This window comes from Kitasatospora sp. MAP12-44, assembly GCF_029892095.1.
GTDB lineage: Bacteria > Actinomycetota > Actinomycetes > Streptomycetales > Streptomycetaceae > Kitasatospora.
The window spans coordinates 18,624-44,426 of the sequence record NZ_JARZAE010000001.1 but is presented as its reverse complement, the minus strand read 5'-3'; the positions used below and the strand labels follow the sequence as shown (position 1 = coordinate 44,426).

15 protein-coding genes and 1 pseudogene are annotated in these 25,803 nt (G+C 70.3%); 9 read left to right on the top strand and 7 right to left on the bottom strand.

Annotated features, from left to right (window positions below; translation table 11 throughout):
• Positions 1 to 298: 298 nt before the first annotated feature.
• The 5 genes from P3T34_RS00160 to P3T34_RS00140 all read right to left on the bottom strand — a co-directional run bounded on the left by P3T34_RS00160 (position 299) and on the right by P3T34_RS00140 (position 5,858).
• Positions 299 to 703, bottom strand: a complete 405-nt coding sequence (locus P3T34_RS00160) for a DUF6009 family protein (protein WP_280663860.1) — start codon at positions 701 to 703, stop codon at positions 299 to 301.
• Complete coding sequence (locus P3T34_RS00155; RefSeq protein WP_280663886.1) at positions 700 to 2,148, bottom strand: phage/plasmid primase, P4 family; 1,449 nt, start codon at positions 2,146 to 2,148, stop codon at positions 700 to 702. Before P3T34_RS00155 ends, P3T34_RS00160 begins: the two co-directional genes overlap by 4 nt.
• Positions 2,149 to 2,195: 47 nt before the next feature.
• Complete coding sequence (locus tag P3T34_RS00150) at positions 2,196 to 3,284, bottom strand: bifunctional DNA primase/polymerase (protein WP_280663859.1); 1,089 nt, start codon at positions 3,282 to 3,284, stop codon at positions 2,196 to 2,198.
• Between the two features lie 986 nt (positions 3,285 to 4,270).
• Complete coding sequence (locus P3T34_RS00145) at positions 4,271 to 4,729, bottom strand: class F sortase (protein WP_280663858.1); 459 nt, start codon at positions 4,727 to 4,729, stop codon at positions 4,271 to 4,273.
• A gap of 220 nt (positions 4,730 to 4,949) precedes the next feature.
• Positions 4,950 to 5,858, bottom strand: coding sequence for an ice-binding family protein (locus P3T34_RS00140; protein ID WP_280663857.1), 909 nt, complete (start codon positions 5,856 to 5,858; stop codon positions 4,950 to 4,952).
• Positions 5,859 to 7,089: 1,231 nt separating this feature from the next.
• Here P3T34_RS00140 and P3T34_RS00135 point away from each other — a divergent pair.
• Positions 7,090 to 7,338 carry a hypothetical protein gene (locus P3T34_RS00135; RefSeq protein ID WP_280663856.1) on the top strand — a complete coding sequence of 83 codons (249 nt, stop codon included), beginning with the start codon at positions 7,090 to 7,092 and terminating at the stop codon, positions 7,336 to 7,338.
• Between the two features lie 154 nt (positions 7,339 to 7,492).
• Entirely contained in the window at positions 7,493 to 9,325 is a 1,833-nt protein-coding gene (locus P3T34_RS00130) for an IPT/TIG domain-containing protein (protein ID WP_280663855.1), read from the top strand.
• A gap of 225 nt (positions 9,326 to 9,550) precedes the next feature.
• On the opposite strand, the gene P3T34_RS00125 is transcribed toward P3T34_RS00130, so the two are convergent.
• Positions 9,551 to 10,051: an IPT/TIG domain-containing protein gene (locus P3T34_RS00125; protein ID WP_280663854.1), complete on the bottom strand. Its 501-nt coding sequence runs from the start codon at positions 10,049 to 10,051 to the stop codon at positions 9,551 to 9,553.
• Between the two features lie 752 nt (positions 10,052 to 10,803).
• Between P3T34_RS00125 and P3T34_RS00120 the strand changes: the two genes are divergently transcribed.
• The 4 genes from P3T34_RS00120 (at position 10,804) to P3T34_RS00105 (ending at position 19,856) form a co-directional block, all read left to right on the top strand.
• Positions 10,804 to 11,073, top strand: a complete 270-nt coding sequence (locus P3T34_RS00120) for a DUF5988 family protein (RefSeq protein ID WP_348534600.1) — start codon at positions 10,804 to 10,806, stop codon at positions 11,071 to 11,073.
• Between the two features lie 260 nt (positions 11,074 to 11,333).
• Positions 11,334 to 12,620 (top strand): beta-ketoacyl synthase N-terminal-like domain-containing protein, encoded by a 1,287-nt coding sequence (locus P3T34_RS00115; RefSeq protein ID WP_280663884.1) that lies wholly within the window; start codon positions 11,334 to 11,336, stop codon positions 12,618 to 12,620.
• Between the two features lie 92 nt (positions 12,621 to 12,712).
• The gene (locus P3T34_RS00110) at positions 12,713 to 19,222 is read left to right on the top strand and encodes a type I polyketide synthase (protein ID WP_280663853.1); all 6,510 of its coding nucleotides are present in this window, start codon (positions 12,713 to 12,715) and stop codon (positions 19,220 to 19,222) included.
• 106 nt (positions 19,223 to 19,328) lie between these two features.
• The gene (locus tag P3T34_RS00105) at positions 19,329 to 19,856 is read left to right on the top strand and encodes an ATP-binding protein (RefSeq protein WP_280663852.1); all 528 of its coding nucleotides are present in this window, start codon (positions 19,329 to 19,331) and stop codon (positions 19,854 to 19,856) included.
• Between the two features lie 59 nt (positions 19,857 to 19,915).
• Here P3T34_RS00105 and P3T34_RS00100 read toward each other — a convergent pair whose 3' ends face one another.
• Positions 19,916 to 20,692: a DUF2637 domain-containing protein gene (locus P3T34_RS00100; protein ID WP_280663851.1), complete on the bottom strand. Its 777-nt coding sequence runs from the start codon at positions 20,690 to 20,692 to the stop codon at positions 19,916 to 19,918.
• A gap of 647 nt (positions 20,693 to 21,339) precedes the next feature.
• Between P3T34_RS00100 and P3T34_RS00095 the strand changes: the two genes are divergently transcribed.
• The 3 genes and pseudogenes from P3T34_RS00095 to dnaB all read left to right on the top strand — a co-directional run.
• Complete coding sequence (locus P3T34_RS00095) at positions 21,340 to 22,728, top strand: IS21 family transposase (protein ID WP_280663850.1); 1,389 nt, start codon at positions 21,340 to 21,342, stop codon at positions 22,726 to 22,728.
• A 179-nt stretch (positions 22,729 to 22,907) separates the two neighbouring features.
• Complete coding sequence (locus P3T34_RS00090; RefSeq protein ID WP_280663849.1) at positions 22,908 to 24,098, top strand: hypothetical protein; 1,191 nt, start codon at positions 22,908 to 22,910, stop codon at positions 24,096 to 24,098.
• Between the two features lie 215 nt (positions 24,099 to 24,313).
• Positions 24,314 to 25,631: pseudogene (gene dnaB / locus P3T34_RS00085) on the top strand (replicative DNA helicase); the annotation flags it as partial.
• Positions 25,632 to 25,803: the final 172 nt, after the last annotated feature.

Genomic DNA, 25,803 nt, shown 5'->3' with positions numbered 1-25,803 from the left:
CATCTCTCAGAACACATGATCGAACACTCAGGGTAATCACTGTGTCGCGGATCACAGCGCCGATGGTGAACCTTCCCCTCCGCCCACCAAGGACACAACCGCTCGGGAATGGTCACCGACCGACCGATGACTGCCCCGCAGGACGTGCAGGGCGATCTCTGCAGCTTGCTGAGCGTGGGTCGCTTCAGTCGCTTAACAATCTATTACACCCGGTCTGAGCTGCAATTATGTGGTGTTCGGGGGTTCAGCGACTGAAGGCTGCTCAGTCGCTGAACCCCGGAGTGCCGAGATTCGGCACTCACACTTTCGGGAGGGTTATCCCCATCTCGCGCATCGCGTCGGAGGGCGGCCCGCCCTCGGAGCGCTCGGTCTTGTAGCCCTTCACCTGGGGGGCCAGGGTGCGGGGGTCGACGGCCTCCGACGGCGCACCGGATGCGTACAGGCCCGTCGGGTCCTGGTCCCGGTCGTGCGGGAGAAGGAAGAAGACCCGGCGCAGGAACGTGCCGGACTGTCGGGAGGCCTTGGCGCTGGCGGCCAGGGTGGCGTATCCGACCATGCGGCCAGCGCGGTGGTAGGCGGGTCGGCCCGCGCGGGTGGGGAGCCGGTCCAGGGCCTGGCGGACGTACTCGAGGGTGGTGGTGTCCTCCAGCCACAGGAGGTTGTCCTCGTGGGCGATCTGCTGGGGTTCGATGAGGGCGCTCACAGGGACTCCCCGGTGGTGAGGTCGATGATCAGGCCGATGCCCGGGTAGTACTTGCGCTGGTTGGAGGTGACCATCTGCTTGGGTGAGGCCAGGCCGAGGACTTCGCGGATCCGTGCGGCGAACGCGCGGGCTGAGACGGCGCTGGTGCCTTCGAAGCCGCACCACTGCTTGTAGGCCGCGTACAGGCCCGCCTGCTCGGCCCGCATGCCGGCGTCGAGTTTGCAGGCCTCGGCGATGAAGCGGGCCATGTGGTCCTCCGTCTCGGCGTAGGCGGTGGTGGCGGTGCGGACCCGCTCCGGGCCGGTGAGGTCCTTGGCGCCTGCCAGGTAGCGCCGGGCCCCGGTGATCAGCCAGGCCAGGATGCCCGCCCCTTCCTCGGTGACGAGGACGTCGGCGAGGTTGTCGACCTTGCGGTCGTCGGAGACGGTCCGCTCGAAGGGGATCAGGCGCATCCGCCGCCAGAACGCGAATCCACCGGTCCCGACCTCGGGGCGGTGGTTACCGAGCAGCCACAGCTTGTGGGTGGGCTCGAAGCTGAAGAAGTCCTGCCGCATCCGGCGGGCCTTGATCCGGTCGCCGCCGGTGAGGAGCTTGACTCGGGCCTCGTCGAAGCGGTCGCCGGCCTTCAGCTCGGAGCAGACGATGACCCTGCGACCGTGCAGTTCGGCGAGGTCGGTGGGGTGGGACTCGAAGGCTTTCGCCATCAGGAAACCGGGCGGCGCCGCGTCCGCGTAGTCCCCCAGGAGCTTGATCATGACGTCGAGGAGCACGCTCTTGCCGTTCTTGCCCTGCCCGTAGAGGAACGGCATGACCTGCGCGCCGACGTCCCCGGTGATGGAGTACCCGAGCATCAGGTGCAGGAAGTCGATCATCTCCCGGCCCTCGGCGTCGTCACCGAAGGTGTCGGCCAGGAAGCGGTGCCAGCGCGGCGTCGGAATCGACTGCGGCGCGATCGGCGTCGAACGGGAGTGGGTGTGACGCGCGGGATCCGGTGGGCTCAGGACGCCGGTGCGCAGGTCCACGACTCCCCCGGGCGTGCACAGCGCGTAGGGGTCGGCGTCCAGCAGAGCAGCGTTGAGGACCATGCCGGGTGCGGCCTTGGCCTGCAGCAGCATCGCGCTCATCCCCGAGGTCGACAACGCCCGGCGGCGGTGGCGGCGGAGCTCGGTGGCGGAGTGGGCACCGCGGGGGTCGGTGGTGGCGATGGACTCGGCCATCTCCCCAGCCGCCCACAGCACGCTGTCGTCCTCGTCGATCTCCCAGCGGTAACCGGCCCACTTGTACCAGCCCAGGCCCGGCACGTGCCGGTAGTCCCGCCCGTACAGGGAGACGAACAGCTTCGCATTGCCGCGGTCGGTAAGGGTGTCCGGCAGCAGGCCGTTGCTGGTCGCCGCGTGGGCGGGCAAGCTCTGCGTGGGAAGGGGAAGCGGCGGCTGGGCGAGGATCTGTTGCGCGGCGACGACGGGGTCGAAACCGGCAGGGGTCGGGTAGGTCACGGACGGCCTCCGGGGTGGAGGGGACGGCGGGCACCTGCGTTCATGCCGCTGCGGACGATCTGCGCGCAGCGGCGGTCCTGGCCCGGGCGGGCACCGGCCGCGGTCTCCAGCAGGGCCTGCTCGGCATCGCCGGCGGTGAGGTAGCCGGCGGCGACCAGGCCGCCGGCGGTGAAGGCAGCGCGGTTGAGCTTCTCGCTGAACGCTGCGCCTTCGGGGAGCATCGCGCAGTCGGCGACCGCCGCGAGGACGCCGGCCAGAGCCCGTGAGGCACCGTCCCGGTGGCCGCCGGCGGCGACCACGGCCTGGCGGCCCCGGGGGGGCACCACGGGGGCGGTGGGGTGTGCGGGCCGGGGCGTTTCGAGGTGACCGGTACGGGCGAGTTCCTCGGCGAGCCAGTCGGGCAGCGGGGCGGGGCGACGGCACGGGCCGATGGCGCTGTAGGAGCCTGCGTCGGTGACGGTGCCGGGCGCGATGATGTAGCCGCCGCCGGCCCGGACGTCGACTTGCCAAGCCAAGGCCCGGTTCGTACCCGACCCGGCGGAGGACAACCAGGGACGGTTGCCGCCCAGGTACCAGATGTGCAGGCCGCCGGAGGGTGTGCGCACCCGCAGGGTGTTCTCATCGCCGGAGGGGTCGGGCTGGCCGCGCAGCGCGGCCAGCAGGGCGAGTGTGTGGAATCCGCTGGCCAAGCCGTGAAGGTCGACGGTGTCGCCTATCGGAATGCCTGGCAGGACACGGTCACGGGCCGGGACGCTCTGGTGGTGGGCGTCGACGTCGATGACGACGAGCCCGGCCGGGCCACAGGACACCGCCACGCCGAAAAACGGGTTGGCGGTCCACCAGGTGTCGATGAGTTGCGGGTCCAGAGTCGCTGCGTGGAAGCCGTGGCACCAGCGGCCGGTCGTCGGGCAGGGGCAGCCGACGTGGGTGTGGCCGGGTTCCTGACACGCCCGGCAGTTGCCTGCGGGGATTTTGCGACGCGCGGCCAGCGGGTGCACCGGCCAGCCGGCCCGGGCGCACCACCGTGCGACGTCGAGCGGGGAAGGGATGGCGTGCGGATCGCCGACAGCACGGCGCGGTGTCACGAGTTCCCCTCCTCAGTCCCAGTCCTGCTGCCGCCCCTGCGTTGCCCAGCGAACGACTGGCAGTCTTCAGTCGCTCGCACATCACCGCAGGTCAGAGGCTACTTGCCCCGGAAGTAGCGACTGAAGCGACTGAAGTTGCGGACACGGTGAAGACAGACTAACGGAGGTGTGCCCAGCCCGTGGAACAGGCGCCACCCGGCGTCAGCTAACCAGCCCAATGCAGGCGCTTGACCGTCGGTCGCTGGATCGGTTGCTCATACATAACTGCAGGTCAGAACGTATTTGAGCTGGGAAGCAGCGACTGAAGCGACGCAGCCTGGGCATGGCACGCCAAACTCGATCCCGGAGCGACCGGAGCACATGGGGAGCGACCCACTCCCTTCAGTCGCTGCTTCGGGAGCCCACAGAAAAGGCCAGGTCAGATGGGTTCTCAAATAGAAAACAGCGACTGAAGCGACTGAAGCTCGACACCTATCACGCGCACACGCGCATGCGGGAATGTCATCATAATTCCAAAACTCAGTCGCTTCAGTCGCTGAATGAGGACCAAGACCGCTGTGACCTGCGCATATGACATCGCTACGTACGCAGCGACTGAAGCGCGTGGGTCGCTCCTTGGCTAGCTGTTCCCCCTCCGTGCCAGGATGGGCAGACCGCCCGGTCCGGTCATGCCCCCACCTGCTGGGCTCGAGGAGCTCACGCCGCATGCCAGTCTCTGGGCGGGCAGCTCGGCTACTGAGGTCCTTCGAGCAGGACAGGCAGGCGGGGTTGGAAGGGGTCATGGAGGCCGCCGCTGACAGGGCCGAGCCGGGTCGGTCGGTTGTTCACCCGATAGTTGCGGGAGAAGCCACCGTGCGGACGACAGGACCGGGCGCCACGGCGCCAGTGCCGCCGATATCGCCGCGTCCAGCACCGCCTTGCGGGCGGTCTCGACCAGCGCCCTCGACTTTGATCATGCCTCGGACAGCCCCGCTCGTGAAAGCAGGCTAGCGGCTGACTGTGAGGTGGGCGGAGACGACGGTGTTGGACCGGTACCCGGTGTGCTTGTCGTAGCCGCCGCCGCAGGTGATGAGGTGCAACTCCGGTCGCGGGGCTGGGCCGTAGACGGTGGCGTCGGGGAACGCGCTCTTCAAGTAGACCCGCACGGCGTCGATGGTGAAGACCGCGGTGTGGTGGTCGCGTCGGGTGACCTCGATCAGGTCTCCCGGATGCAGCAGTCCGAGGAGGTAGAAGACCGCCGGGCCGGTCATGGTGTCGACGTGTCCGATCGCGATGGCGTTGCCGGGCGCACCGGGGCTGGCGCCGTCGCGGTACCAGCCAACCAGGTTCTTGACGGCCACCGGTGGTGTGCTGAGGTGGTGGTCGGAGTCCAGACCAAGGCCGGTGATCGGGGCGTCGACCCGGATCGAGGGGATCTTGATCCGGACCGGTTCCGAAGGCGGCATCGGTGTCACTTCGGGTTCGGGTGCTCGGATCGGTGTGGTCGTCGGGGTTGCCTCGCTCCCGGTCGGGGACTGGCCAGTGGCGGTCGGTGGGAGCGGCTGGGGCGGACCGCTGACCTGGATGCCGTCGTGAAGCAGCCACAGGCCGCCTGCCACCACCGCGGCCATGGCACCCGACACCATCCGTCGGGTGCCACGACCGCGGTGAGGCCGGGGCCATGCGTCAGGACGCCGCATCACGGGTAGCGCGCCGGCGCAGGAAACGGACGCCGAAGCCCGCCGCCACGGCTGCCAGCAGGGTCGAACCACCGATGATCTCGGTTGGATCCATTTCGCGCACACTGCCTCCGCCGCCGGCACCGATCGCGCCAACCGGTCCGCCGCCGCCGGGACGACCGTGCCCGCCAGGCCAACCGCCGCCACCAGGTCCACCGCCGCCACCCGGCCAACCGCCGGTCGGGGTGGCAGTGGGAGTCGGGGTCGGTCCGTTGTCGGCCCTTGAGATGGTGTTGGCGTCCAACGTGACGCCGCCGTTGTGCGCCAGGGCTCGGCCCTCGATCATCGCGCCGGTCTGCGCAGCGATGGACGTCAGCGCCAGGATGTTGCCCCTGAACGAGGAGCGGGTCCCCAGCGTGGCCGAGCTGCCCACCTGCCAGAAGACGTTGTCGGCCCGAGCGCCACCGATGAGGGCCAGGTTGCTGGCCGAACCGGTGGTCAGATTCGAGGCGACCTGGAAGATGAACACCGCGTTGGGGTCACCCTGCGCGTCCAGAGTCAGGGTTCCGGTGAACCCCAGTGCACCGGCGGACCTGTACACGCCCTGCGTCAGCGTCAACCCGGTGAGGTCCCCCGCGACACTGGAGGTCGGAGCCCGCCCGGCGGCGTCGTTGTAGGCGGTCACCAGGTCAGACTGCGCCTGCAGGGCGGCGGCATCGGCCACGTGCCGTGCCCCGTGGATGGCACCGGGTGGAAAGCCGGTCACCGAGGCGCCGGGGCTCAGCCCCAGGTCACCGTTGAGGACGCTCGGGCCGGTGTTGGCGACCGTCGACCCACCCAGGACCGCGTAACTCCCGTCGGTCCCCAGCGGGACCGGCGCTGTCGCAGCGTAGGCGGGCCCCGACAGCAGGGCCACAGCCGTCGTCAGGAGCGCGACCCCGGGAATCAGGGCCAGTCCGCCGTGAAGACGCGCACGGCTGCGCCGTCCGGACGGCCGAACAGGCGGGATGGGGGCATCAACTGCCATGGGGGAAGACCTTCCTGATCATGGACGAGTCCGAGCGCTCCGAGGAGGCGCCGAGTACTGATGACGCGCACGAGCCGGCACCACCAGCCCCGCTCACGCGTCGAGCCTCCGCGGTCGTCCCTGCGGGACAGTGGAACGCCTCGCGTCAACGACGGTGGCGAACTGGAGAAGCTCGTATATGTGCTCATAGCACCACATGGTTAGTGCCTTTTCGGGCAACCACACGCAATTGGCATTCTCGTTTCGCCGACCGCCACTATGCTTCGGGTATTCCCCATTCCGTTGAAATCACAAGCATGTGGGGATTCGGGGCGCCAACGAGCTTGCAGCAATCTCGACTTGTGGCAGTGGCGGCAGGTTTCTGCTTGGGCCATGGACGACGTGGGGGTCATTCTCGGAAAGGGTCGGGAAGTGCTGCACCCTGATGTTTCTCTTGGCATTCGGCGAGGTAGAAGCATGCATTCTCGTGGGTGCGTGGCATCCCCAGCGGCCTCTGTCGTCGTGGCTCTGATGGCCTGTCCGTCATGGTGTCGCTCCTCGGGTCGTGGGCGTTGAGTGGCAGTCAGCCGAGTCCCGGCGCCCGACCGTCGATGGTTGGGCGGCTGGACTTCGACGACTGAAATCACGGCCGTGCCCTTCGGGTCAGGCCGTCGTTAGTCCGGACGAGCGCTCTCGCTGGGGCGCTCCGCGGCACCGCCTGCTCCACACCGCCCGAACCGGTTCGTCCCCCACGGCCCGGGGCGCAGCGGTGATGCCGCCTCCGGGGCGGTCGGCCCGTACACAGCTGACCGCCCCGCACCCACCGACTGTGGTCCGCCGGCCTCCTGGGAATTCCGGTGTCGTTTGTCCGCAGGTCTTACTCCGTATGGGTGACTTTGTGGCGAAAGGCTTGTCCCGGTAATCACCCTCCTGGGTTACTGTTTGTGTCCAAACCGGCGGGCCGCCCATCCTTCTCCGGAGGAACGTGGCAGCCAGCGTGTCCGCTGCCTCTCCTCGCTGGGAGAGAGGCGGTGTCACGCGATGGCCTGCGATGGGCGCCTCCGAAGGGGACTTGGATCCACCAGCCGATGCCCTGCGGGCATCGGCTGGTGCGGCGGCTCACATGCGCCCGGGAGGCGTCATGCGAGCGATCAGTGTCCTGCGGGCCGTGCTGCTGGCCGTCGTGATCTCGCCGACCGCTTGGCTCTGGTTCCCATGGGTGCCGAAATGGCCCCGCCCGTCGCGGGCATGGCCGCAGAATCACCGGCCGCGCCGAACGGCCCTTCATCGGCGGCCGGTCCTGCTGGATGACCACCGGACCGTCACCGCCTCGGGCGGCGGTTCCACGGTGACGCGTGCCTTCACGTACGTCTCCGGCCCCGGCATCTGATCCACGTCCGCCGGTGCCGCGCGACGGCGGTACCGGCGGACGCACCCCTTCAGCCCCGCCCGGACGGGTCCCGCACTGTCCCCGTCCGGGCGGCACCACCCCTCCCTGACGAGCCTCGGCCGACTTCCCCCTTCCGGCCGGGGCTCATTCCCCATTGCACGGGAAGTTCGTGTTGGCGCCTGCTCGGCCCGCGCTGACTATGACGGCCACAGATCGCCCTCCACCTCAACCGGTCCAGCGGGCCGAGCACAGGCAAAGGATCGTTATGACTGCTCCGATGATCAGTACGGCCAGTCCGGCATCGGGATCGGCGGGCACGACGGTATGGCTCACCGGTAGTGGGTTCACAGGCGTGAGCGCGGTGCGTTTCGGTTCGGTGCCTGCGACGTCGTTCACCGTGGTGTCCCCGACCGTGATCTCGGTGACGGCGCCGGCGGGGTCGGGAACCGTTCAGATCACGGTGACGGGGCCGGGCGGGACGAGCAACGGCCTCGCCTTCACCTACGTATCGGCTGCCCCGGTGATCACTGTGAGTACTCCGGCGTCGGGGTCGGCTGGCACGACGGTGTCGTTGACGGGCACGGGGCTCACAGGAGTCACGGCGGTGCACTTCGGCTCCGTGCCCGCGACATCGTTCACGATCGTGTCGGACACGCAGGCGCTGGTGACGGCGCCGTCGGGCACGGGCACGGTACAGATCACGGTGACGTCGCCGGGCGGGACGAGCAACGGCCTCGCGTTCACCTACGTATCGGCTGCCCCGGTGATCAGTTCGGTCAGTCCGGCGTCGGGGTCGGCTGGCACGACGGTGTCGTTGACGGGCACGGGGCTCACAGGCGTGAGCGCGGTGCGTTTCGGTTCGGTGCCTGCGACGTCGTTCACCGTGGTGTCCCCGACCGTGATCTCGGCGACGGCGCCGGCGGGGTCGGGAACCGTTCAGATCACGGTGACGGGGCCGGGCGGGACGAGCAACGCCCTCGCCTTCACCTACGTGGGGGTTCCCCACCTGACGAGCGCGGTGCCCAACGGGGGCCCGACGGCGGGGGGCACGTCGGTGACGGTGACGGGGACCGGCCTGAGCGAGGTCGTCACCGTCACCTTCGGTGCCACGTCTGTGGCGTTCACGGTCGTGTCGGACAGCGTCCTGGTGACGACGGCGCCGGCGGGCTCGGGAACCGTGCAGATCACGGCGACGTCGCCAGGCGGCAGCAGCAACACCCTCCCCTACACCTACCTGCCGGCTCCCGTGGTCACCGCCGTGACCCCCGACCAGGGGCCCACCGTCGGCGGCACCACGGTAACGGTGACGGGCAGCGGCTTCACGGGGGCGACGGGTGTTCAGTTTGGCAGCACGCCAGCGACCTTCACGGTGGTGTCGAACACGCAGATCGTCGCCGCCGCCCCACCCGGGGCCCCAGGCGTGGTCCGCGTCACCGTCACCACCGCGGGTGGAACCGGCTCTGCCTTCTACTACTACCTGGGCACTCCCGTGCTGACGGGCGTCGTCCCCGTGGAGGGCCCCACCTCCGGCGGAACCACGCTCACCCTGACGGGCAGTAGTCTCAGCGAGGCGAGCGCGGTGCGCTTCGGCTCGGTGTCCGCGACGTCGTTCACGGTCGTGTCCGACACGCAGGTGCTGGCGACGTCGCCGGCGGGGTCGGGAACCGAGCAGATCACGGTGACGTCGCCGGGCGGTACGAGCAACGGTGTGGCCTTCACCTACGCACCGGCTCCCCACCTGACGAGCGCGGTGCCCAACGAGGGCCCGACGGCAGGGGGCACCCTGGTGACACTGACGGGAACGGGCCTGAGCGAGGTCGCCACCGTCACCTTCGGTGCCACACCCGCCCCGTTCACCATCCTCTCGGACACCCTCCTGGTGGCAACGGCCCCGGCGGGATCGGGCACCGTACAGATCACCGCCACCGCACCCGGCGGCACCAGCAACACGCTCTCCTACCTGCAGGTGGCCCCGCCGGTCCTGTAGCCCGGTCCCGCGCGCGGGACCGGGGCCGCGGCTCGGGTAGGGCACCGGTGGTCCGAGGCGGCAGCGACAACCCCGCGCATCGCCAGGTGACATGAGAGAGCTCCGACAGCGCCGTAGCGCTGCCGGAGCTCTCTCATGTCCGGGGGGACCGGGTGCTCCTGATCTGTTGCGGATCGTTCACCGCTGGACTGGAGCGGTCTGCGGGGGCCGCAGACTTGGGCTGTCCTACACGTACGTGAAGGCAGCGCCGTTGCTGGTGCCGGCCGCGGTGGTGACCGTGACCTGGACCGCGCCGCTTCCGGGCGGGGAGGTGGCCAGGAGGGCACCGTCGCCGAGCACCGTGAAGGTGGTGGCCGGGGTGCTGCCGAACATCACCGCGGTGGCGCCGGACAGGCCGGTGCCGACGACGAGAACCGGGACGCCGCCCAGGGCCAGGCCGATCGGCGGGACCAGGGCGAGGATGGTGGGCGGGGCAGCCTCCACGTAGGTGTAGGTGGCGGCGTTGCTGGTGCCCGACGGCGTGATCACGGTGACCTGGACCGAGCCGGTGCCGGGCGGGACCGTGGCGGTGATGGCGCCGTCGAACATGACGTGGAAGGTCGCGGCCGGCGTGGTGCCGAACATCACCGCGGTGGCCCCGGACAGGCCGACTCCGACGAGGATCGCGGGGTTTCCTCCGGTCGTCGGTCCCTGCGAAGGCACGAGCGTGAGCAGAATCGGTGCCATTGCGTTCCTCTTTCCGATTTCCGAGCGCGACGAGCCGCGTGGTAGGCCCGCCGGAAGCGCTTTAATTCGAAGCTAGGTCCGGATTCCGGTGACAGCAATGAGCTTTCGGTATCTGACAGGTCATCAGATACTGGACGGCACACATGGCTGTTTGTATGCGCCGGAGTGCGCCGGTGACGACTGGAGAAAAGCATCACGAAAGGACGTTCGGTACCGTCGGACCGAACTTTGAGTCGTCAGTTTTTGATCTGCTACCCCACGTGTCCACCAAGGCCTTGATAAACATCGATCAAGCCTCGTATTTTCACCATGGGGCCAGCCTTCAAAGATCGCTGGACTTTGCGGCTGACATGATCGGGATCGACGGATCGGCTTCGACCTTGAGCGCGTCCGACATGGACGAACGGGCGCCATGGTGGGCATCCGAAAAAGTATCCATAGTCTGCTTGCTATGACCGCCCCACCCGTGCTGAGCTGCAGACTTGGCGACAGGTGCACCTGGGACGATCGAGCACGAAGGAGTTTTCATATTCATGAAATCGGCTGCGGTTTCATCTCGCGCATTGTAGGATCATACCCCCGTGCATGCAGCTGGACCTGCGCGGTGATTCCGATTGCGACATGGCTTCGTCGCGCACTTGCCGCCGATTGCAGCTCATGCTCGGCGCGCGCCCCGATCTGCTCCTTGCACTACCTTTCCGAGCTGTCCTGCGCTCTTCACGAGCCCCGCCCCTGGGCTACGGTAAATCCTGGTGACGACATTTCCCGGGTGGAGATGCTCGGCTTTCTTGCGCAGAGGTTGGGTGAGCACTGTGCCTCGTTTGGTAGTCGTCCTCCTGAGGGGAGGGCCGGATGACCTTCCACGGGTCATGGAAGCTCCGGTCGACGAGGTCGGCCACCGGATGAGCTTTCCTCGCGGCAATGGCTACGAGCATTTCGAATTCTCCGAGGAATACGAGGACTTCGACGGCCGACCAGCCCCCGTCTACCGCTGGTCCTACCGGACTGCCATCGCGGAATAGGGCTGCTCGCGCACGCCTGATCGGCCCGGCAGGAGGACCGCTGCGCTCCCCGGCCGGCCTCCGGTCCCTCCGCCCGGGCCCCGAGCCGGCCCGTCCGCACGGCGGGGCCCCACCCCCTATCTGACACAGAGGTGAGCATCGATGAGTGAGTTCGCAACGATCGCGGCGACGATCGAGCCTTCCCGACGCGCGTTCGGGCGTGTGCTGTGAGACGGCACGCTGCCACGACGGGCAGCACCGGCACGAGCGCGCGCGACACCATGGTCACCGGCATGGGCTTCTGCCTCCCGGGCGACAGCCAGCCGGTATTCACGGCCGACCAGGTGTGGGACGTCGCCTCCCACGGGCGTTCCTGCCTCACCCACAACGGCATCTACTACGGCTCGGTGAACCTGCCCTCGGACGCCCTCGACAGCCGCCTGCCCGACCTGCCGGGGATCTTCTCGCGGCACTACACCGACGCGCACCGCTTCGGACTGGTGTCACTGGCCGAGGCCTGTGCCGACGCCGAACTGGACATCCGCGCCGGCGACCTGGGCGACGCGGCGGTCCTGGCCGGACGCGGCGGCATCGACGCCAACATCCCCAGCTACCTCGCCGTCCTGAACGCCGACGTCAAGACGACCACTCCCCAACAGGCGATGGAACTGTTCGTCAGGGCCCAGCAGGCGCTGACGCCGTCAGACGTCGCGCTGGTCCAAGGGGGAGTCATCCGTACGACCGGCCCCTGCTTCACCGTGTCCTGCGGCTGCGCGTCCTCCGCCGTGCAGATCGGCAACGCCCGCCGCATGATCGCCGACGGTGACATCGACATGGCCGTCGTCACCGGCGTCGACGTCTTCGGCATCGAGGTGATCCACAACGTCCAGCGGCTGCTCCACGGCGCCCAGCGCAGCTACGACGAGATCCGGGTCGACGGCATGCCCGAGCTCCTCCCGTCGTTCGACCGGATCATGCGGCCCTACGACCGGCGGGCCGACTGCGTCAACCACGGCGAGGGCTCGGTGACCCTCGTCCTGGAGAGCCGCGAGCACGCACACCGCCGCGGCGCCCGCACCTACGGCCAGGTCCTGGCCCACGGCATGACCCGTGACGGCCTCTCGAACCCCCTGGCCAGCGACGAGAGCGGCGCCTCCCTCGTCGCCGCCATCCGCACCTGCCTCGGCGACCGGTGGTCCATCGCGCAGGTGCCCTACATCCACGGCGGCAGCGACGGCGACGTGGTGGTGACCGCGTTCGAGTCGAACGCCGCCAGGCAGCTCTACGGCACCGACGTGGCAGACCTGCTGATGACGTCCCAGGAAGCCTGCTTCGGTCACAACGGCGCCCCCGCGGGAGCCCTCGGCGTCGCACTGACCCTGCTGATGATGGAACGCTCGAAGGTCTGCCCCACCGCGAACTGCGAGGAGCCGGCGGAGAACCTCAGCTTCGACCCCGTGCCCGGCACCGTCGCCCGGCCCCTCGACTTCGACTACGCGCTGAGTTGCAACTACCAGATCGGCGGTGTCAAGAGCGCGCTCCTGCTCGGCACCCCGGACGCTGGCTAGCCGCGGCGCCCCACGCTCACGCCCGGAGCTCGCTCCCGACCGCCCATCCCCATCCGACGCTCAGCCCGTTCAGCCGACAAGGAGGACCGTCAGTGAGCCACCAAAACGATCACGCCGGCTCGCACATCGCCGTCGTCGGCATGGGATGCAGGCTTCCCGGCGACATCGACTCACCCGCCGCACTCTGGCGCCTGCTCGTGGACGGACGCGACGCGGTCGGCCACCCGCTGCCCAGCCGCGCCCTGCCCCAGGCACCCGACAGCCCGGCCCACGCCATGCCCCGCTGGGGCGGCTACCTGCGGGACGTCGCCGGCTTCGACGCCGACTTCTTCGGCGTCTCCGGCAAGGAGGCCGAGGTCCTCGACCCCCAGCACCGACTGCTGCTGGAGGTGGCCTGGGAGGCTCTGGAGCACGCCGGTATCGCGCCCGACCGGCTGGGCGGAACCGCCACCGGCCTGTTCGCGGGCCTGAGCTACACCGACTACATGGAGTCCCTCGCCGGGGCGCCCCGCGAGCTCGAAGGCTCGATCCTCACCAACGGCCACTGCGTCGCCGCCGGCCGCATCTCCTACCTGCTGGGGCTGCAGGGACCCTGCGTCGCCCTGGACACCGCGTGCTCCTCCTCCCTGGTCGCGCTCCACCTGGCCTGCCAGTCCCTGCGCGACGGGGAGTGCAACCTCGCCCTGGCCGGCGGCGTCACCCTCATGCTCGGCGCCAGGACCACCCTGTCCTTCGCCCGAATGGGGATGCTCTCGCCCACCGGCCGCTGCCACACCTTCGACGCCGCGGCGGACGGCTTCGTACGCGGCGAGGGCAGCGGCGTCGTCGTCCTCAAGCGCCTTCACGACGCGCTGCGCGAGGGCGACCGCATCCTGGCCGTGGTCCGCGGCTCGGCGGTCAACCAGGACGGCCGCTCCGACGGCCTGGCCGCCCCCTCCGCCTCCGCCCAGCAAGCCCTCTTCCGCCAGGCCCTCGCCCGCGCCGAGACCGACCCCCGCGACGTCGGGATGATCGAGACACACGGCACGGGCACACCGGTGGGCGACCCGATCGAGTTCTCCAGCGTCGCCGAGGTCTACGGCGTGGGCCAGGGGCGCTGCGCGCTCGGATCCGTCAAGACCAACGTGGGACACCTTGAGCCGGCCGCCGGAGTCGTGGGCCTCATCAAGGCCGTGCTCTGCCTGCAGCACGGGCTCGTCCCGCCCAACCTGCACTTCACCCGCTGGAACCCGGACATCGACGCCGAGGGCACCCGCCTGTTCGTCCCGACCTCCCTGTCGCCCTGGCCCACCCAGAGCGCCTCTCGACTGGCCGCGGTCTCCTCCTTCGGGTTCTCCGGGACCAACGCCCACGTCATCCTGGAGCAGGCACCCACCCCCGCTGCGCCCGCCTGCGCCGTGCTGTCGACCGGTCCCGCCGACCTCGCCACCACGGGCGATCGGGCGCGCATCCCCGCCCAGCGCTCCGCCGACCAGCGCACCGCCGCCCGCCGCCACGCCGGCCCCGACGTCATCCTGGTGCCGGCCGGATCCCAGGACGCGCTGCCCGCCGCCGCCAAGCGATTCGCCCACTGGGTCGCGACCGACGGAGCCGACGTCCCGCTGCGCGACATCGCCCACACGCTCGCCCTGCGCCGCTCCCTGGGACGCGGACGACTCGGCGTGGTGGCCACCTCGCACAACGAGCTGATCCGCGCCCTGCGCGCCTTCGAAGGCGGCCACGCCCACCCGGGCGTCGTCCACGGCGCCGTGGGCGCCGGCATCAGCCGACACCCGGTGTGGGTGTTCTCCGGCCAGGGCTCCCAGTGGCAGGGCATGGGTCAGATCTTCCTGCAGCAGGACCCCGCCTTCGCCGAAGCCCTCACCGAAGCCGACGCGCTGATCGCCGCCGAGGCCGGTTTCTCCGTCCTCGACGCAGTGCGCGCCGCGGACCGGTTGGACGGCTGCGCCCGTGTGCAGCCGGCACTGTTCGCCCTGCAGGTCGCGCTGGCCGCCACCTGGCGCGCCCACGGAGTGCAGCCGGCCGCCGTCATCGGCCACTCCATGGGCGAAGTCGCCGCCGCCGTCACCGCCGGGGCGCTGAGCCTGGCCGACGGCGTGCGGGTCATCTGCCGGCGCTCCGCCCTCCTGACGCGCATCGCCGGAGCCGGCGCCATGGCGACCGTCGCCCTGGACAGCGACGCCGTCCAGAGCGAACTGACGGCGCTGGGCGCCACCGACTCGGTGTCTGTCGCGGTCATCGCCGCCCCCGGGTCCACCGTCGTGGCCGGCACCACCGCCGCCGTGCGACAGCTGATCGCCAACTGGCAGGCCCGCGGCGTCCCCGCCCACGCGATCGCCGTCGACGTCGCCTCCCACTGCCCCCAGGTCGACCCGCTGCTCGCCGACCTCAGCGCCGCCCTCGCGGACCTGACCCCGCACGAGCCCGCCATACCCTTCTACACCACCGTCCTGGACAACCCCCGCGACACCCCGCTCTTCGACGCCGCCTACTGGTGCGCCAACCTGCGCCGCCCGGTACGCTTCGCCGCCGCCGTGGCCGCCGCCGCCACCGACCGCCACCAGGTCTACATCGAGGTCTCGCCCCAGCCCGTGGTCACCCTCGCCATCGCGCAGAACCTGTCCGGGCTGCTCCACCACCCCGTCGTCCTGCCGACCCTGCGTCGCCGGGAAGACGAACAGGCCACCTTCCGAACCCAGCTCGCCGCCCTGCACTGCGCCGGCGTCGACGTCGACTGGGCCCACCTGTACGCCGACGGCAACCTCGCCGACGTACCGCCCCTCACCTTCGACCGCCGCCCCCACTGGGCCGACACCGCGCAACTCCCCGCCGGCTCCCGCGGATCCAACGACTCGCAGGGCACCCTGCCGGGGAGGCACACGGTGGTGCCGGGCTCCCAGCTGCGCCACAGCTGGCAGGCCGACGTCGGCATCGACGCCATCGCCTGGATGGCGGACCACCGCGTCCACGGCAGCGCCGTACTGCCCGGCGCCGCCTACTGCGCGCTGGCGCTGACCGCGGCCTGCGAGGTCTTCGGCGCCACGCCGTACGAAGTCGAGGCGCTCGACATCCACTTCCTCGAGCTGATGCAGCTGGCCGAGCACACCCCCCTGAGCACCACTGTCACCCGGCTGGGCACCGACCGCGCCGACTGCGAGATCTTCGGCCCGGGCGAGGACGGAACCTGGGTACGACAGGCCCGCGCCGTGCTGCGGCGCGCCGCCACGCCCGCACCGGCACCGCAGGTGTCCGTGGCCGAGCTGGCCGCACGCCACCCCGTGGCCCTGGACCCCGACGCGCTGTACGCGAGCCTGCGCGCCCGCGGCCTGCAGCACGGGCCTGCCTTCAACGGCATCACCGATCTGCACGCCTCGGCGGGAAACGACAGCTTCTGGGCGCGCGTCGCCGTCCCCGTCGCGGCGCGCACCACACCCCACGCCCTGCACATCCATCCGGTCCTGCTCGACCTGTGCGCACAACTCGTGGTGGCCGGCCTGATCCAGGAACCCGGCCACGGCCTGGTCCTCCCTGTCCACGTGAAGGCCGTACGGATCCTCGGCGACCCCGAAACCGCCGTGTACGCCCACGCCCGCCTCACCCCCGCCGACGCGGACGGCATCATCGGCCACGTAGTGCTGCTGGACGAAGGCGGCAACCCTGTGGTCGACATCGAGTCCCTGCGCTTCGTGCGCCATGGCGCCCCAAGCCGCGACGCCGACGTCGACCGCTGGTTCCTCGAGCCCCACTGGCAGCCCTCGCCGCGCAGCCGAACACCGCAGACAGCTCCGGGGCACTGGCTCGTCATCGGCGAGTCGGACGGCTCGGCCACCGCGCTGGCCCAGGCCCTTCGAGCCGAGGGAGCCACCGCCGACACCCTGGACGCCGAGGTGGGCGCCGACCGCCTGGAAAGCCTGCGGAACTCCCTCACCCGGGACTGGAGCGAACCGTTCGAACCACCGCAAGCCGTCGTCCTGTTGTGCGCGCCCCCCACCGGGCAGCGCGACCCCGGCACCGACGCGCTGCGCCGCGTGCGACGCCTGCTCGCCATCGCCCAGGCCGCCGCCACCCACGCCGAGCCCCCACGGCTGTACGCCGTCACACGCTGCGCCCAGAGCCTGGATGCGGGCCGGCCCACCGACCTGGGACAGAGCGCGCTACGCGGCCTGGTACGCGTGCTGACCCAGGAACACCCCACCCTTCGCGCCACCCTCATCGACACCGGCGCCACGGACCCCGACCTGATCGCCGCCGCCCGCGAACTGCTCTGCGCCGCCCCCGAGGACGAGGTGCTCCTGCGCGACGGTGAGCGCCACGTAGCCCACCTCGCCTACGCCCCGCTCTCCGAGGGCGAACGGACGGCGGCCACCACCCGCACCGTCCGCTACGGCGTCGACCGCTTCCAACTGCGGGCCGGCCGGCTCGGCGACCTCGACGCCCTTGGCCTCGTCGTGACCCCAAGGCGCGCCCCCGGGCCGGGAGAGGTCGAAGTGCGCGTCCAGGCGGCCGGCGTGAACTTCCGGGACGTGCTCACCTCCATGGGCCTGCTGGCCACCGACGAAGGCGCCGGCTACCGCATCGGCTTCGAGTGCACCGGTCTCGTCACCGCGGTCGGGGCCGGCGTCGAGACGGTGCGCGCCGGCGACACGGTGCTCGCCGTCGACCTGCGCGGCGGCGCGTTCTCCACCTTCGTCACCGTTCCCGCCGCCGCTGTGGCACCCGTACCGGAGGGGATCGCCACGGAAGCTGCCGCGGGGCTGCCCACCGCGTTCCTCACCGCCTGGTACGCCCTGCGCCACATCGGCGGGCTGACGGCGGGGGAGCGGGTCCTCATCCACAGCGCCACCGGCGGTACCGGTCTGGCCGCGGTCGCGGTCGCGACCCGGTTGGGCGCCGAGGTGCTCGCCACGGCGGGCAGCGACGACAAGCGCCGCTACCTTCGCGACATGGGCATCCGGCACGTGATGGATTCCCGATCACTGGACTTCGCCGAACAGACCCGCGCCGCCACCGGCGGCGAAGGCGTCGACGTCGTCCTCAACTCACTGTCCGGCCAAGCCATCCGAGCGGGTATGGAGACCTTGCGGCCCTTCGGCCGGTTCGTCGAGCTGGGCGTTCGCGACATCCTCGCCGACACACCGCTCGGGCTGGCGCCCCTGCGGCACAACGTCAGCCTGAGCGCGGTCGACCTCATCGAGCTCCAGAGCACCCGTCCGGACACCTTCGCCGCGGTGATGCGCGAGGTCCTCGCCGAGTTCGGCCAAGGCACGCTCACCCCCCTCCCGTACCGGACCTACGCCCTGGACCAGGCCGCGGACGCGCTGCGCCTGATGGCCGGCGCCGGGCACATCGGCAAGCTGATCCTGACGGTCCCGCAGAAGGGCGACACCACCGCCGTGCTCCGCGAGGCGCCGCCCGCGGTCCGCAAGGACGGCGCCTACCTCATCACCGGTGGGCTGCGCGGGGTCGGCCTGGCGACCGCGTGCTGGCTGGCCCGGCAAGGCGCCCGCCATCTCGTCCTCAACGGACGCACACGCCCCTCCCCGGCCGCCGAACAGACCCTCACCCAGCTGCGCGAGCAGGGCACCCAGGTCACCGTCCTGCTCGGCGACATCGCCGAGCGGGGCACCGCCGAGCGCCTCGTGGGCGCCGCCACCGCAGACGGCCGGCTCCTGCGCGGCGTCATCCACGCGGCCATGGTCCTGGACGACGCCGTGGTCACCAACATCACCGACGACCAGCTGGAGCGGGTCTGGCGCCCCAAGGCCACCGGCGCGTGGCGCCTGCACGAAGCCACCAGCGCCCTGGACCTCGACTGGTTCGTCCTGTACTCCTCCATGGCCTCCCTGCTCGGCAACCCCGGCCAGGGCGCCTACGCCGCCGCCAACGCCTGGCTCGACGCGCTGGCCACCTGGCGCAGCGCTCGGGGTCTGCGCACGCTGGCCGTCAACTGGGGTCCCTGGGGGGAGGTCGGCGTAGCCACGGACTTCGCCGCCCGCGGCTACCAGACCATTCCCACCGCGCAGGGCCTGCAGGCCCTCGCCGCGCTGCTGACCCACCGCCGTGTCCGCACCGGTGTCATCCCCGGTGAGCCGGACAGCTGGATCCCTGCGGCCGGCCGCCATTCCTCGCTGTTCGCCGGTTTCACCGACGGCGGGCCGGCGGGCGGGGCACGGCAGGGCTCCGACCGAGACATCCAGGCCGAACTGCGGTCCACCGAGGCTGGGTTGGCCCGCCATACGGCTCTGGAGAAGTACCTGGCCGAGCACATCCGCACGGTGCTGCGGCTGGGAGGCACCACGTTGGATCCCCAGACCCCGTTGAAGGCACTGGGCTTCGACTCGCTGCTGAGGATCGAGCTCCGCACTCGTCTGGAGTCGGCCCTGCACACCAGGCTCTCCAGCGACTTCGTCTGGCAGCACCCGACGCTGAGTGCTCTGGCCACCGGTCTCGCCGAGCACCTGGGGCTGAGCCTGAGCGGCGGCGACGGCCCGCAGCTGTCGCGTGCGGCGGCCGCGGCCGACCGGGCGGATGCCGGTCCCGGTCGCGACGGGCCGAGCGACACCACCACGTACGACACCCGACCGACCCCGACGATCCCATAAGGCGCGGAACATCAACACCTCTCAGGCCTCCACCGTCCCCTCCACCCGTCCGGACTCCCCGGTTGACCCGCCGCCGACGCCTTCCGCGCAGATCCAGGTGACGCCGATGACCCATTCAGAGCCGCACCGCGCGGCTGAGCACGGCGGCGAGAAGCAGCGCGTCCTGGTCTTCCCACCCCGGCCGGAGTGGGTGGGCCCGGTACGGCGCATGGTCACAGCGGCCCTGAGAGACTGGCGGCTGGAGCACCTTCGCGACGACGCCGAACTCCTGGCCAGCGAACTGGCGACCAACGCCATCCAGCACGCCTTGGACGAGTTCCCGATCAGGCTCGCGGTCGCCCGCAGTGAGACGTCGCTGTCCCTGGCCGCCCGGGGCCACTCGCTCGGGGTGCCCCGCGCCGCCATCGCGCCCAGTGACCAGGAGAACGGGCGGGGGTTGATGCTGATCGAACAGATCGCCGGTGCGTGGCACTGCGAGGCGCATGCGGATGGCAGCAAGACCGTCTCCTGCCGGTTGGTACTGCCGGCCATGGGCGGGGCGGAGTCCGTGGTCCCGCCGCAGCGGCGGCATCCGGCCTCGTCCGCTGCCCAGGAAGGTCCCGGTCCACGGGGCGACGCTCCACCGCTGGTGTAGTGGCCGCACGCGCCGGCGCCCGGTGGGCCCGAACCGGGGCCGACCGGGCGCCGGCTCTGTCACCTGCCACTGCCACGCCCGCGGCGGCGGACGTGGGTCCTCACTTGGGCCGTCGGCGCACCGCGAAGCCGGGGTCGGATCGGGTGCTCACCCTGGTCACCGCGATCGAGCTGTCGCACGAGCTGGTGCAGGGAGACCATGGCCGTGATGGGGGGCAGGCCCGCGACCAGCATGCTGAGGGCGGTGTGGGAGGCGTTGGCGATGCACAGGGCGGCCGCGCCGCTGGAGAAGACGATCATCACGATCCAGGAGTGCCGCAGTGGGCGCCCGTCGATGGCCGCGCGGATGGCCGAGAGGCAACTGACGAACCACGGGCCGTAGATGATGAGCGGCCACAGGGCTGCCAGCCCCTGCGGTACCCGGCCGCACGCGAGGTCGTGCAGCGGATCGTAGGAGAAGATCCAGCCGAGCAGGCAGACCGCGGCAACCGTGACGGCGCTCAGCCCCCCGACCGCGCTGGCGACGATCTGGTTCCACGGGCGGGCCACGCGGCCTGGACGCCGTCGGTGGCGGGAAACCGCCGGAACGTCGATGCAGGCACCCGCTGGTCCATCGCCGAAGGGCCGAGCCTGCTCGACGAAGACTTCCTCGAAGAGGGCCTCGGGCGTCCAGGAGCCCATGGTCTCGACGGTCGGATTGGTGGGCCATGTGCCCACCGCGGCGGTGTCCGCGTCGTACCAGTCGGGGTGTTCACGCGCCGGGACCGGGGGGTAGTGCTCGCGTCTGCTGTAGACGGTGGCGCCGTTGGAGAAGAGGTCGCCTATCGGGTCGTACATGGCCAGCTCCGCATGCTCGTCGCCCCGCGGCACGCGGGTATGGATGTCCGGTCCTGTACCCGCGAGGTCATGCCCGTGCCGGCATCGTGTCGACGCCGCACTGTGCGGCAAAGTCCTGCTCAAGTTGACGGATCGTCCGCAGGAGGTCGGCCAGGAGGCGCGAGCAGTGAGCCAGGACCACCCGCTCGCCGTTGCAGGTGAGATAGCCGGTCCGCACATCGCCTGCGGCATTCCGTCTGTCAGGGACGAACAGCCACTTTCCGAAGCTGCAGATCGGTTCTCGCGACCAGGCGGCCAGGTCGTCTGCGGGTACTGAACTCATGCCCCATCAACGAGGAGTTCAACGTCGGGCATGTGCGGCATCCGGGCGTCGTTCGATATTCAATTTCTTTGTGCTCCGGAGGTTCCCCAGGCGATCTCTCGGATCGTGATCCTCCCCCCCTGCGAGAATGCCCGTCGTGGTTCCCTGACATCGACGGATCCCGCGTCAGTGATGCTCTCTCAAATTACCCAGTACATATGGTCGAGAGTAAACCTTTCTTCAGAGTGATCTGTCCTGCTTCATGCTACGTTTCCCCATTGTGCTGGGGGGTCTTCACGAATTCGAGACCTTTCATGCGGATGAAGTTCGGCTGTTAGGGGTTTGGATGCTCAGCACGGAGGAATACGAAGAGGCGTGTGACCTGCGCAGACAGGGCTGGTCCGTCTCGGCGATCGGCCGGCGCCTGGGCCGTGACCGCAAGACGGTGAGGTCCTACCTCACCGGTCAGCGGATTGCGGGCACCCGGGCGAGCGGTGACAACGAGTTCCTGCGGTACGCGGCGTATTGCCAGCAGCGGCTCAACGACGACCCGCACCTGCAGGCGACCGTGCTTCAGGCCGAGGTCGCGGCGCTGGGGTACACCGGGGGCTACTCGACCTTCACCCGTGCCATGCGCGAGCACCTGACCCGTCCGCGCTGCCGGCTCTGCCAGGACGACTACGGGTACGGCGCGGCCGGCGAGCACCAGGTCACCGAGGACGTGCGCTTCGACTGGCTCGAACTGCCCGCCCCTCCGGCCCACTGGCACTGCGGCAGCCGCGCCCACGTGCTGCTGACCTCGCTCACCCTGTCGGGCCGCTGGCGCGGCACGCTGGCCGAGAGCCGCGAACTGCCTCACTTCGTCGAGGCGATGGACCAAGCGATGCGATGTCTGGGCGGCACCGGCCGTCGCTGGGTGTTCGGCCGCGTGCCGCCCGTGTGCTCCGCGCGATCCGGCAGGCTGACCGCCGCCTTCACCGACGTGGCGCGGTACTACGGCACCACGATCGCCATCCGCGCGAAGGGCGACCTGGACAACCGGGAGCAGGCTCACCGCTCCCTCACCCAACGCTGGTGGCGCACCATGCCCAGCGCCATGGGCGTGCAGGCCGCACAGGCCAGTCTCGACCAGCTCGCCCAACGGGGCCAGGACCGCACCCTGCCTGCCCATGCCCCCAGGCCCCTGCTGGCCCTGCCCGCGCGGCCCTTCCCCGCCCGGGTCTGCACCCGGCGCACCGTTGACTCCCAAGGGCTGGTCAGCTTCCGCGGCAACTTCTACGCGGTTCCGCAGGACCTCGCCGGGGCAGTGGTCGAGGTCCGCCAGCGGCTCGACGAGCCGCACCTGTCGATCACCACCACCGCCGGCGGCGCGGTCATCGCCCGCCATACTCTGGCGCCGCGCGGGGCCGCGCTGACGGTGGCCGGCCCGTGCCTGGTCGCCACCATGGACCGCACGGCCCGCCCGACCCGAACCGCCCGCCGGCGCTGTCCCGGCGGCAAAAGTCCCCGCCCACGCTCCAGGGAGGCGCTGGCCGAGGCCGCGGCCCTGTGCGGGCACGACACGCAGCAGGGCGACACGGCGCTCCTCCTCACCGTGCCCGAGGCCGGCGGTCACCAGCATTGCTCCCCCGGTTCGACGGCGGGCCCGTGCCCATCGCCGGCCGACAGGGGCGCCGGTTGCGACAAGCGCGCACGGCACCTGACGGCACGCCCCAGGCGGCATGAGACGTCGTGACCTGGCGGGGAGACTCCGACGCGTCGAGCGGACCTCGCGCTCGCCGCTGATCCCCGCGGCGCCCCTCACTGACAGGAGAACCCCGTCGACTCACGGCCTCACGTCCATCGAGCCCTGCGCCGCTCTCGACACCACCGGGCCGCTGGCGGTCGGTGCCGCCTCGGCGGGGCGGTGAGCGCGTGAAGGAGATGTCGGACGCGGAGTTCAGCCAGTCCACCGTCCAAAGGGCGTGGGAGAGCCCGGAGGAGGTGGTCATCCCCTTCGCGCTCGCGCACTCGCCGGACCTCCAACCGGAGGACTACGGCGTGCTGATCCGGCTGCTGCTGCGGGACCCGGACCAGCCGTCGGGGATTCTCACGCTCGCCGAGGAGTTCAGGCGCAGCGGCTGGAAGATGGGCGCCAGCCGGCTGCGCGGCGTCCTGGGGCGCCTGAAGCAGGCCGGCCACGTCAGCCACGAGCGGGACGGCTATGACGAGACCACCGATCGCCCGGCCTGGGTCTTCCGGGTCTACCGCAACCCTGCCAACAACCCGCACTACGTCGCGCTCGGGGTGGCGGCTGCGGCGCAGGTCAGGCCGTCCGGTCGGATTTCGACACCTGGGGACCGCGAGACGGTCCCCGACATGGTGGAATCCAACGTCTGTGCACTTCAGGCCGATGCTGCGGTTTCCGACGTGTCGCAGAGCGATGACGCGGTCTGCGACACGTCGGAGACCGATATCTGTGCAGGCCAGGCCGATGGTGCGGTTTCCAACACGTCGCTCCCCCACCCCCCACACCCCCCAGGGGGAGGAGGAACTACCTCCCCCTTCCGCAGTCATCACGCACAAGGCCACGCGTCCGTGCCACCGCAGTTTCGACATGGATGTGACACGACGTCAGCATCGACGCCAACCGTCGACCGCGCGCCGGATCCGCAGCGAATCCAGGCGGCGACGGACTTCCTGCGGCGCCTGCCCGGGAGGTGGGCCTTCGGAAAACTCGACGCGGCCAAGTTCGCCCCGGAACTGCTGGCCAGCGCCCAGGACTCCGGTTGGCAACTGGACCTGTCCCTGCGCTCGTGGCTGATCCGCAACGAGGAAGGCAAGAGCGCCCCGCGCGCCCACCGCGCGCTCCTGCAGCACCGCGTGCGCAACCTCGAGCTGCGCGAGGCCGTCTTCGCCGACGGGGGCGCCGACACCGGCACCGACCAGCCCGCCCCCGCCCGTCCCCCGGGCTCGGACCGGCTGCCGGACTGGTGCGGCATCTGCAACCACGGCGAACAGCCACTCAGCCTGATGATGCGCACGGTGGTGAGCGCGGACCTGGACAGCGACCTCGTCGAGCTGTGTCCGCGATGCCACCCGGGGCGGGCGCGCACCGCGCGCTGACGCGCGCACCCGGTGCCGCAAAGCCCCCACGACGCATCGCGTCGCCGCGCAGGACCCTCACACTAGGAGCTCTGATCATGACTATCCCGCAGCAGCAGCAGAGGGACATCACCGACGGCGACCTGGCTGCCCCGGGGGTGCCCGAAAGCCCGTACGGGGACACCGGCCGTGGCGAGCGGGGCCGGCAGGAGCCTCTCGCCGAACTGGGCGCCCTGGAGCGGGTGCCGCCGCACGACCTCCTCGCCGAGATGGCCACGCTCGGCGCGATGTTGCTGTCCCGAGACGTCATCAGCGACATCATCGAGGTCCTCAACCCGGGGGACTACTACCGCCCCGCACACACCACCATCCACCGCGCGATCCTGGACCTCTACGTGAAGGACGAGCCTGCCGATCCGATCACCGTGGCGGCCGAGCTGGCCCGATGCGGTGACCTTGCCCGGGTCGGAGGCGCTGTGTACCTCCACCGCTGCGTTGACAACGCGATGTCGTGTGGCAGCGCCAGCTACTACGCCGCCATCGTCTCCGAGCGGGCCGTCTTCCGGCGGCTGGGCGAGACCGGTGTGCGAATCGCCGGCATGGGATTCGCCGGCGAGGGAAACGCCGCCGACGCGGTCGACGCGGCCCAGGCCCAGCTCTTCAACGTGGTCGGCCACCGCGCGATGGATGAGATCCGCCCGCTGCGCGCCACGGCGGAGCCGCTCGCGGACCGTATCCAGGCCCGCAAGGACGCGAAGGGCGGGCTCCAGGGCATCTCCACCGGCTTCGCGGACGTGGACTTCCTGACGAAGGGCCTGCGCGGTGGGCAGTTCATCATCATTGCCGCCCCGCCCCGCGGTGGGAAAGTCGACGCTGGCCGTCGACTTCACCCGCGCCTGCTCGATCAACAACAAGATCCCCTCGGTGCTGTTCTCCCTGGAGATGAGCCGCGAGGAGATCGAGGAGCGGATCATGTCCGCACACGCTCGCATCCCCCACCACCACCTCAAGTCCGGCGAGATGAGTGCTGACGACTGGTCCCGCTTCGCGCGCCACTACCCCGCCTACGAGAGTGCCCCGCTGTTCATCGACGACAGCGATCACCTGAGCGTCGTCGACATCGCCGCGAAGGCGAGGTGCATGAAGCGCCAGCACGACATCGGCCTGGTCGTCATCGACTACATCCAGCTCATGAAGTCCGTGGGACACAACCCCGAGTCGCGCCAGCTTGAGGTCTCCGGCATCTCCCGCGACCTCAAGCTGCTCGCCAAGCAACTGGACGTCCCCGTGGTGGGACTGTCCCAGCTCAACCGCGGCCCCGAGCAGCGCACCGACAAGAAGCCGGTGATCTCCGACCTGCGGGAGAGCGGCTCGCTGGAGCAGGACGCCGACATCGTCATCCTGCTCCACCGCGAGGACATCTACGACAAGAACTCCCCTCGCGCCGGGGAGGCCGACCTCATCGTCGCCAAGCACCGCAACGGGCCGACAGCGACGATCACCGTCTCCTTCCAGGGTCATTACAGTCGCTTCGCCGACATGACCCGGGACTGACCCTGGTGGGAATACGGCATCCCGATTAGCCCATCTGGGGGGCTTTCATGGTATCTGGCATACCTGCTTGGCATATTCCCCGAAGGTTGCTCTACAGGCGAGATGTACGTCCAAGTCGGGCCGCTCAAGGATCCCGCCGAACGATGGCGTGATCGCCGCGGCCCGGCATGGT

Bases quoted from the DNA above. Each gene is read 5' to 3' on its own strand.
- P3T34_RS00145 (WP_280663858.1), bottom strand. From the start codon at position 4,729: ATGCCGCCTTCGGAACCGGTCCGGATCAAGATCCCCTCGATCCGGGTC.
- P3T34_RS00135 (WP_280663856.1), top strand. From the start codon at position 7,090: ATGCGAGCGATCAGTGTCCTGCGGGCCGTGCTGCTGGCCGTCGTGATC.
- P3T34_RS00125 (WP_280663854.1), bottom strand. From the start codon at position 10,051: ATGGCACCGATTCTGCTCACGCTCGTGCCTTCGCAGGGACCGACGACC.
- P3T34_RS00115 (WP_280663884.1), top strand. From the start codon at position 11,334: ATGGTCACCGGCATGGGCTTCTGCCTCCCGGGCGACAGCCAGCCGGTA.
- P3T34_RS00105 (WP_280663852.1), top strand. From the start codon at position 19,329: ATGACCCATTCAGAGCCGCACCGCGCGGCTGAGCACGGCGGCGAGAAG.
- P3T34_RS00100 (WP_280663851.1), bottom strand. From the start codon at position 20,692: ATGTACGACCCGATAGGCGACCTCTTCTCCAACGGCGCCACCGTCTAC.
- P3T34_RS00095 (WP_280663850.1), top strand. From the start codon at position 21,340: ATGCTCAGCACGGAGGAATACGAAGAGGCGTGTGACCTGCGCAGACAG.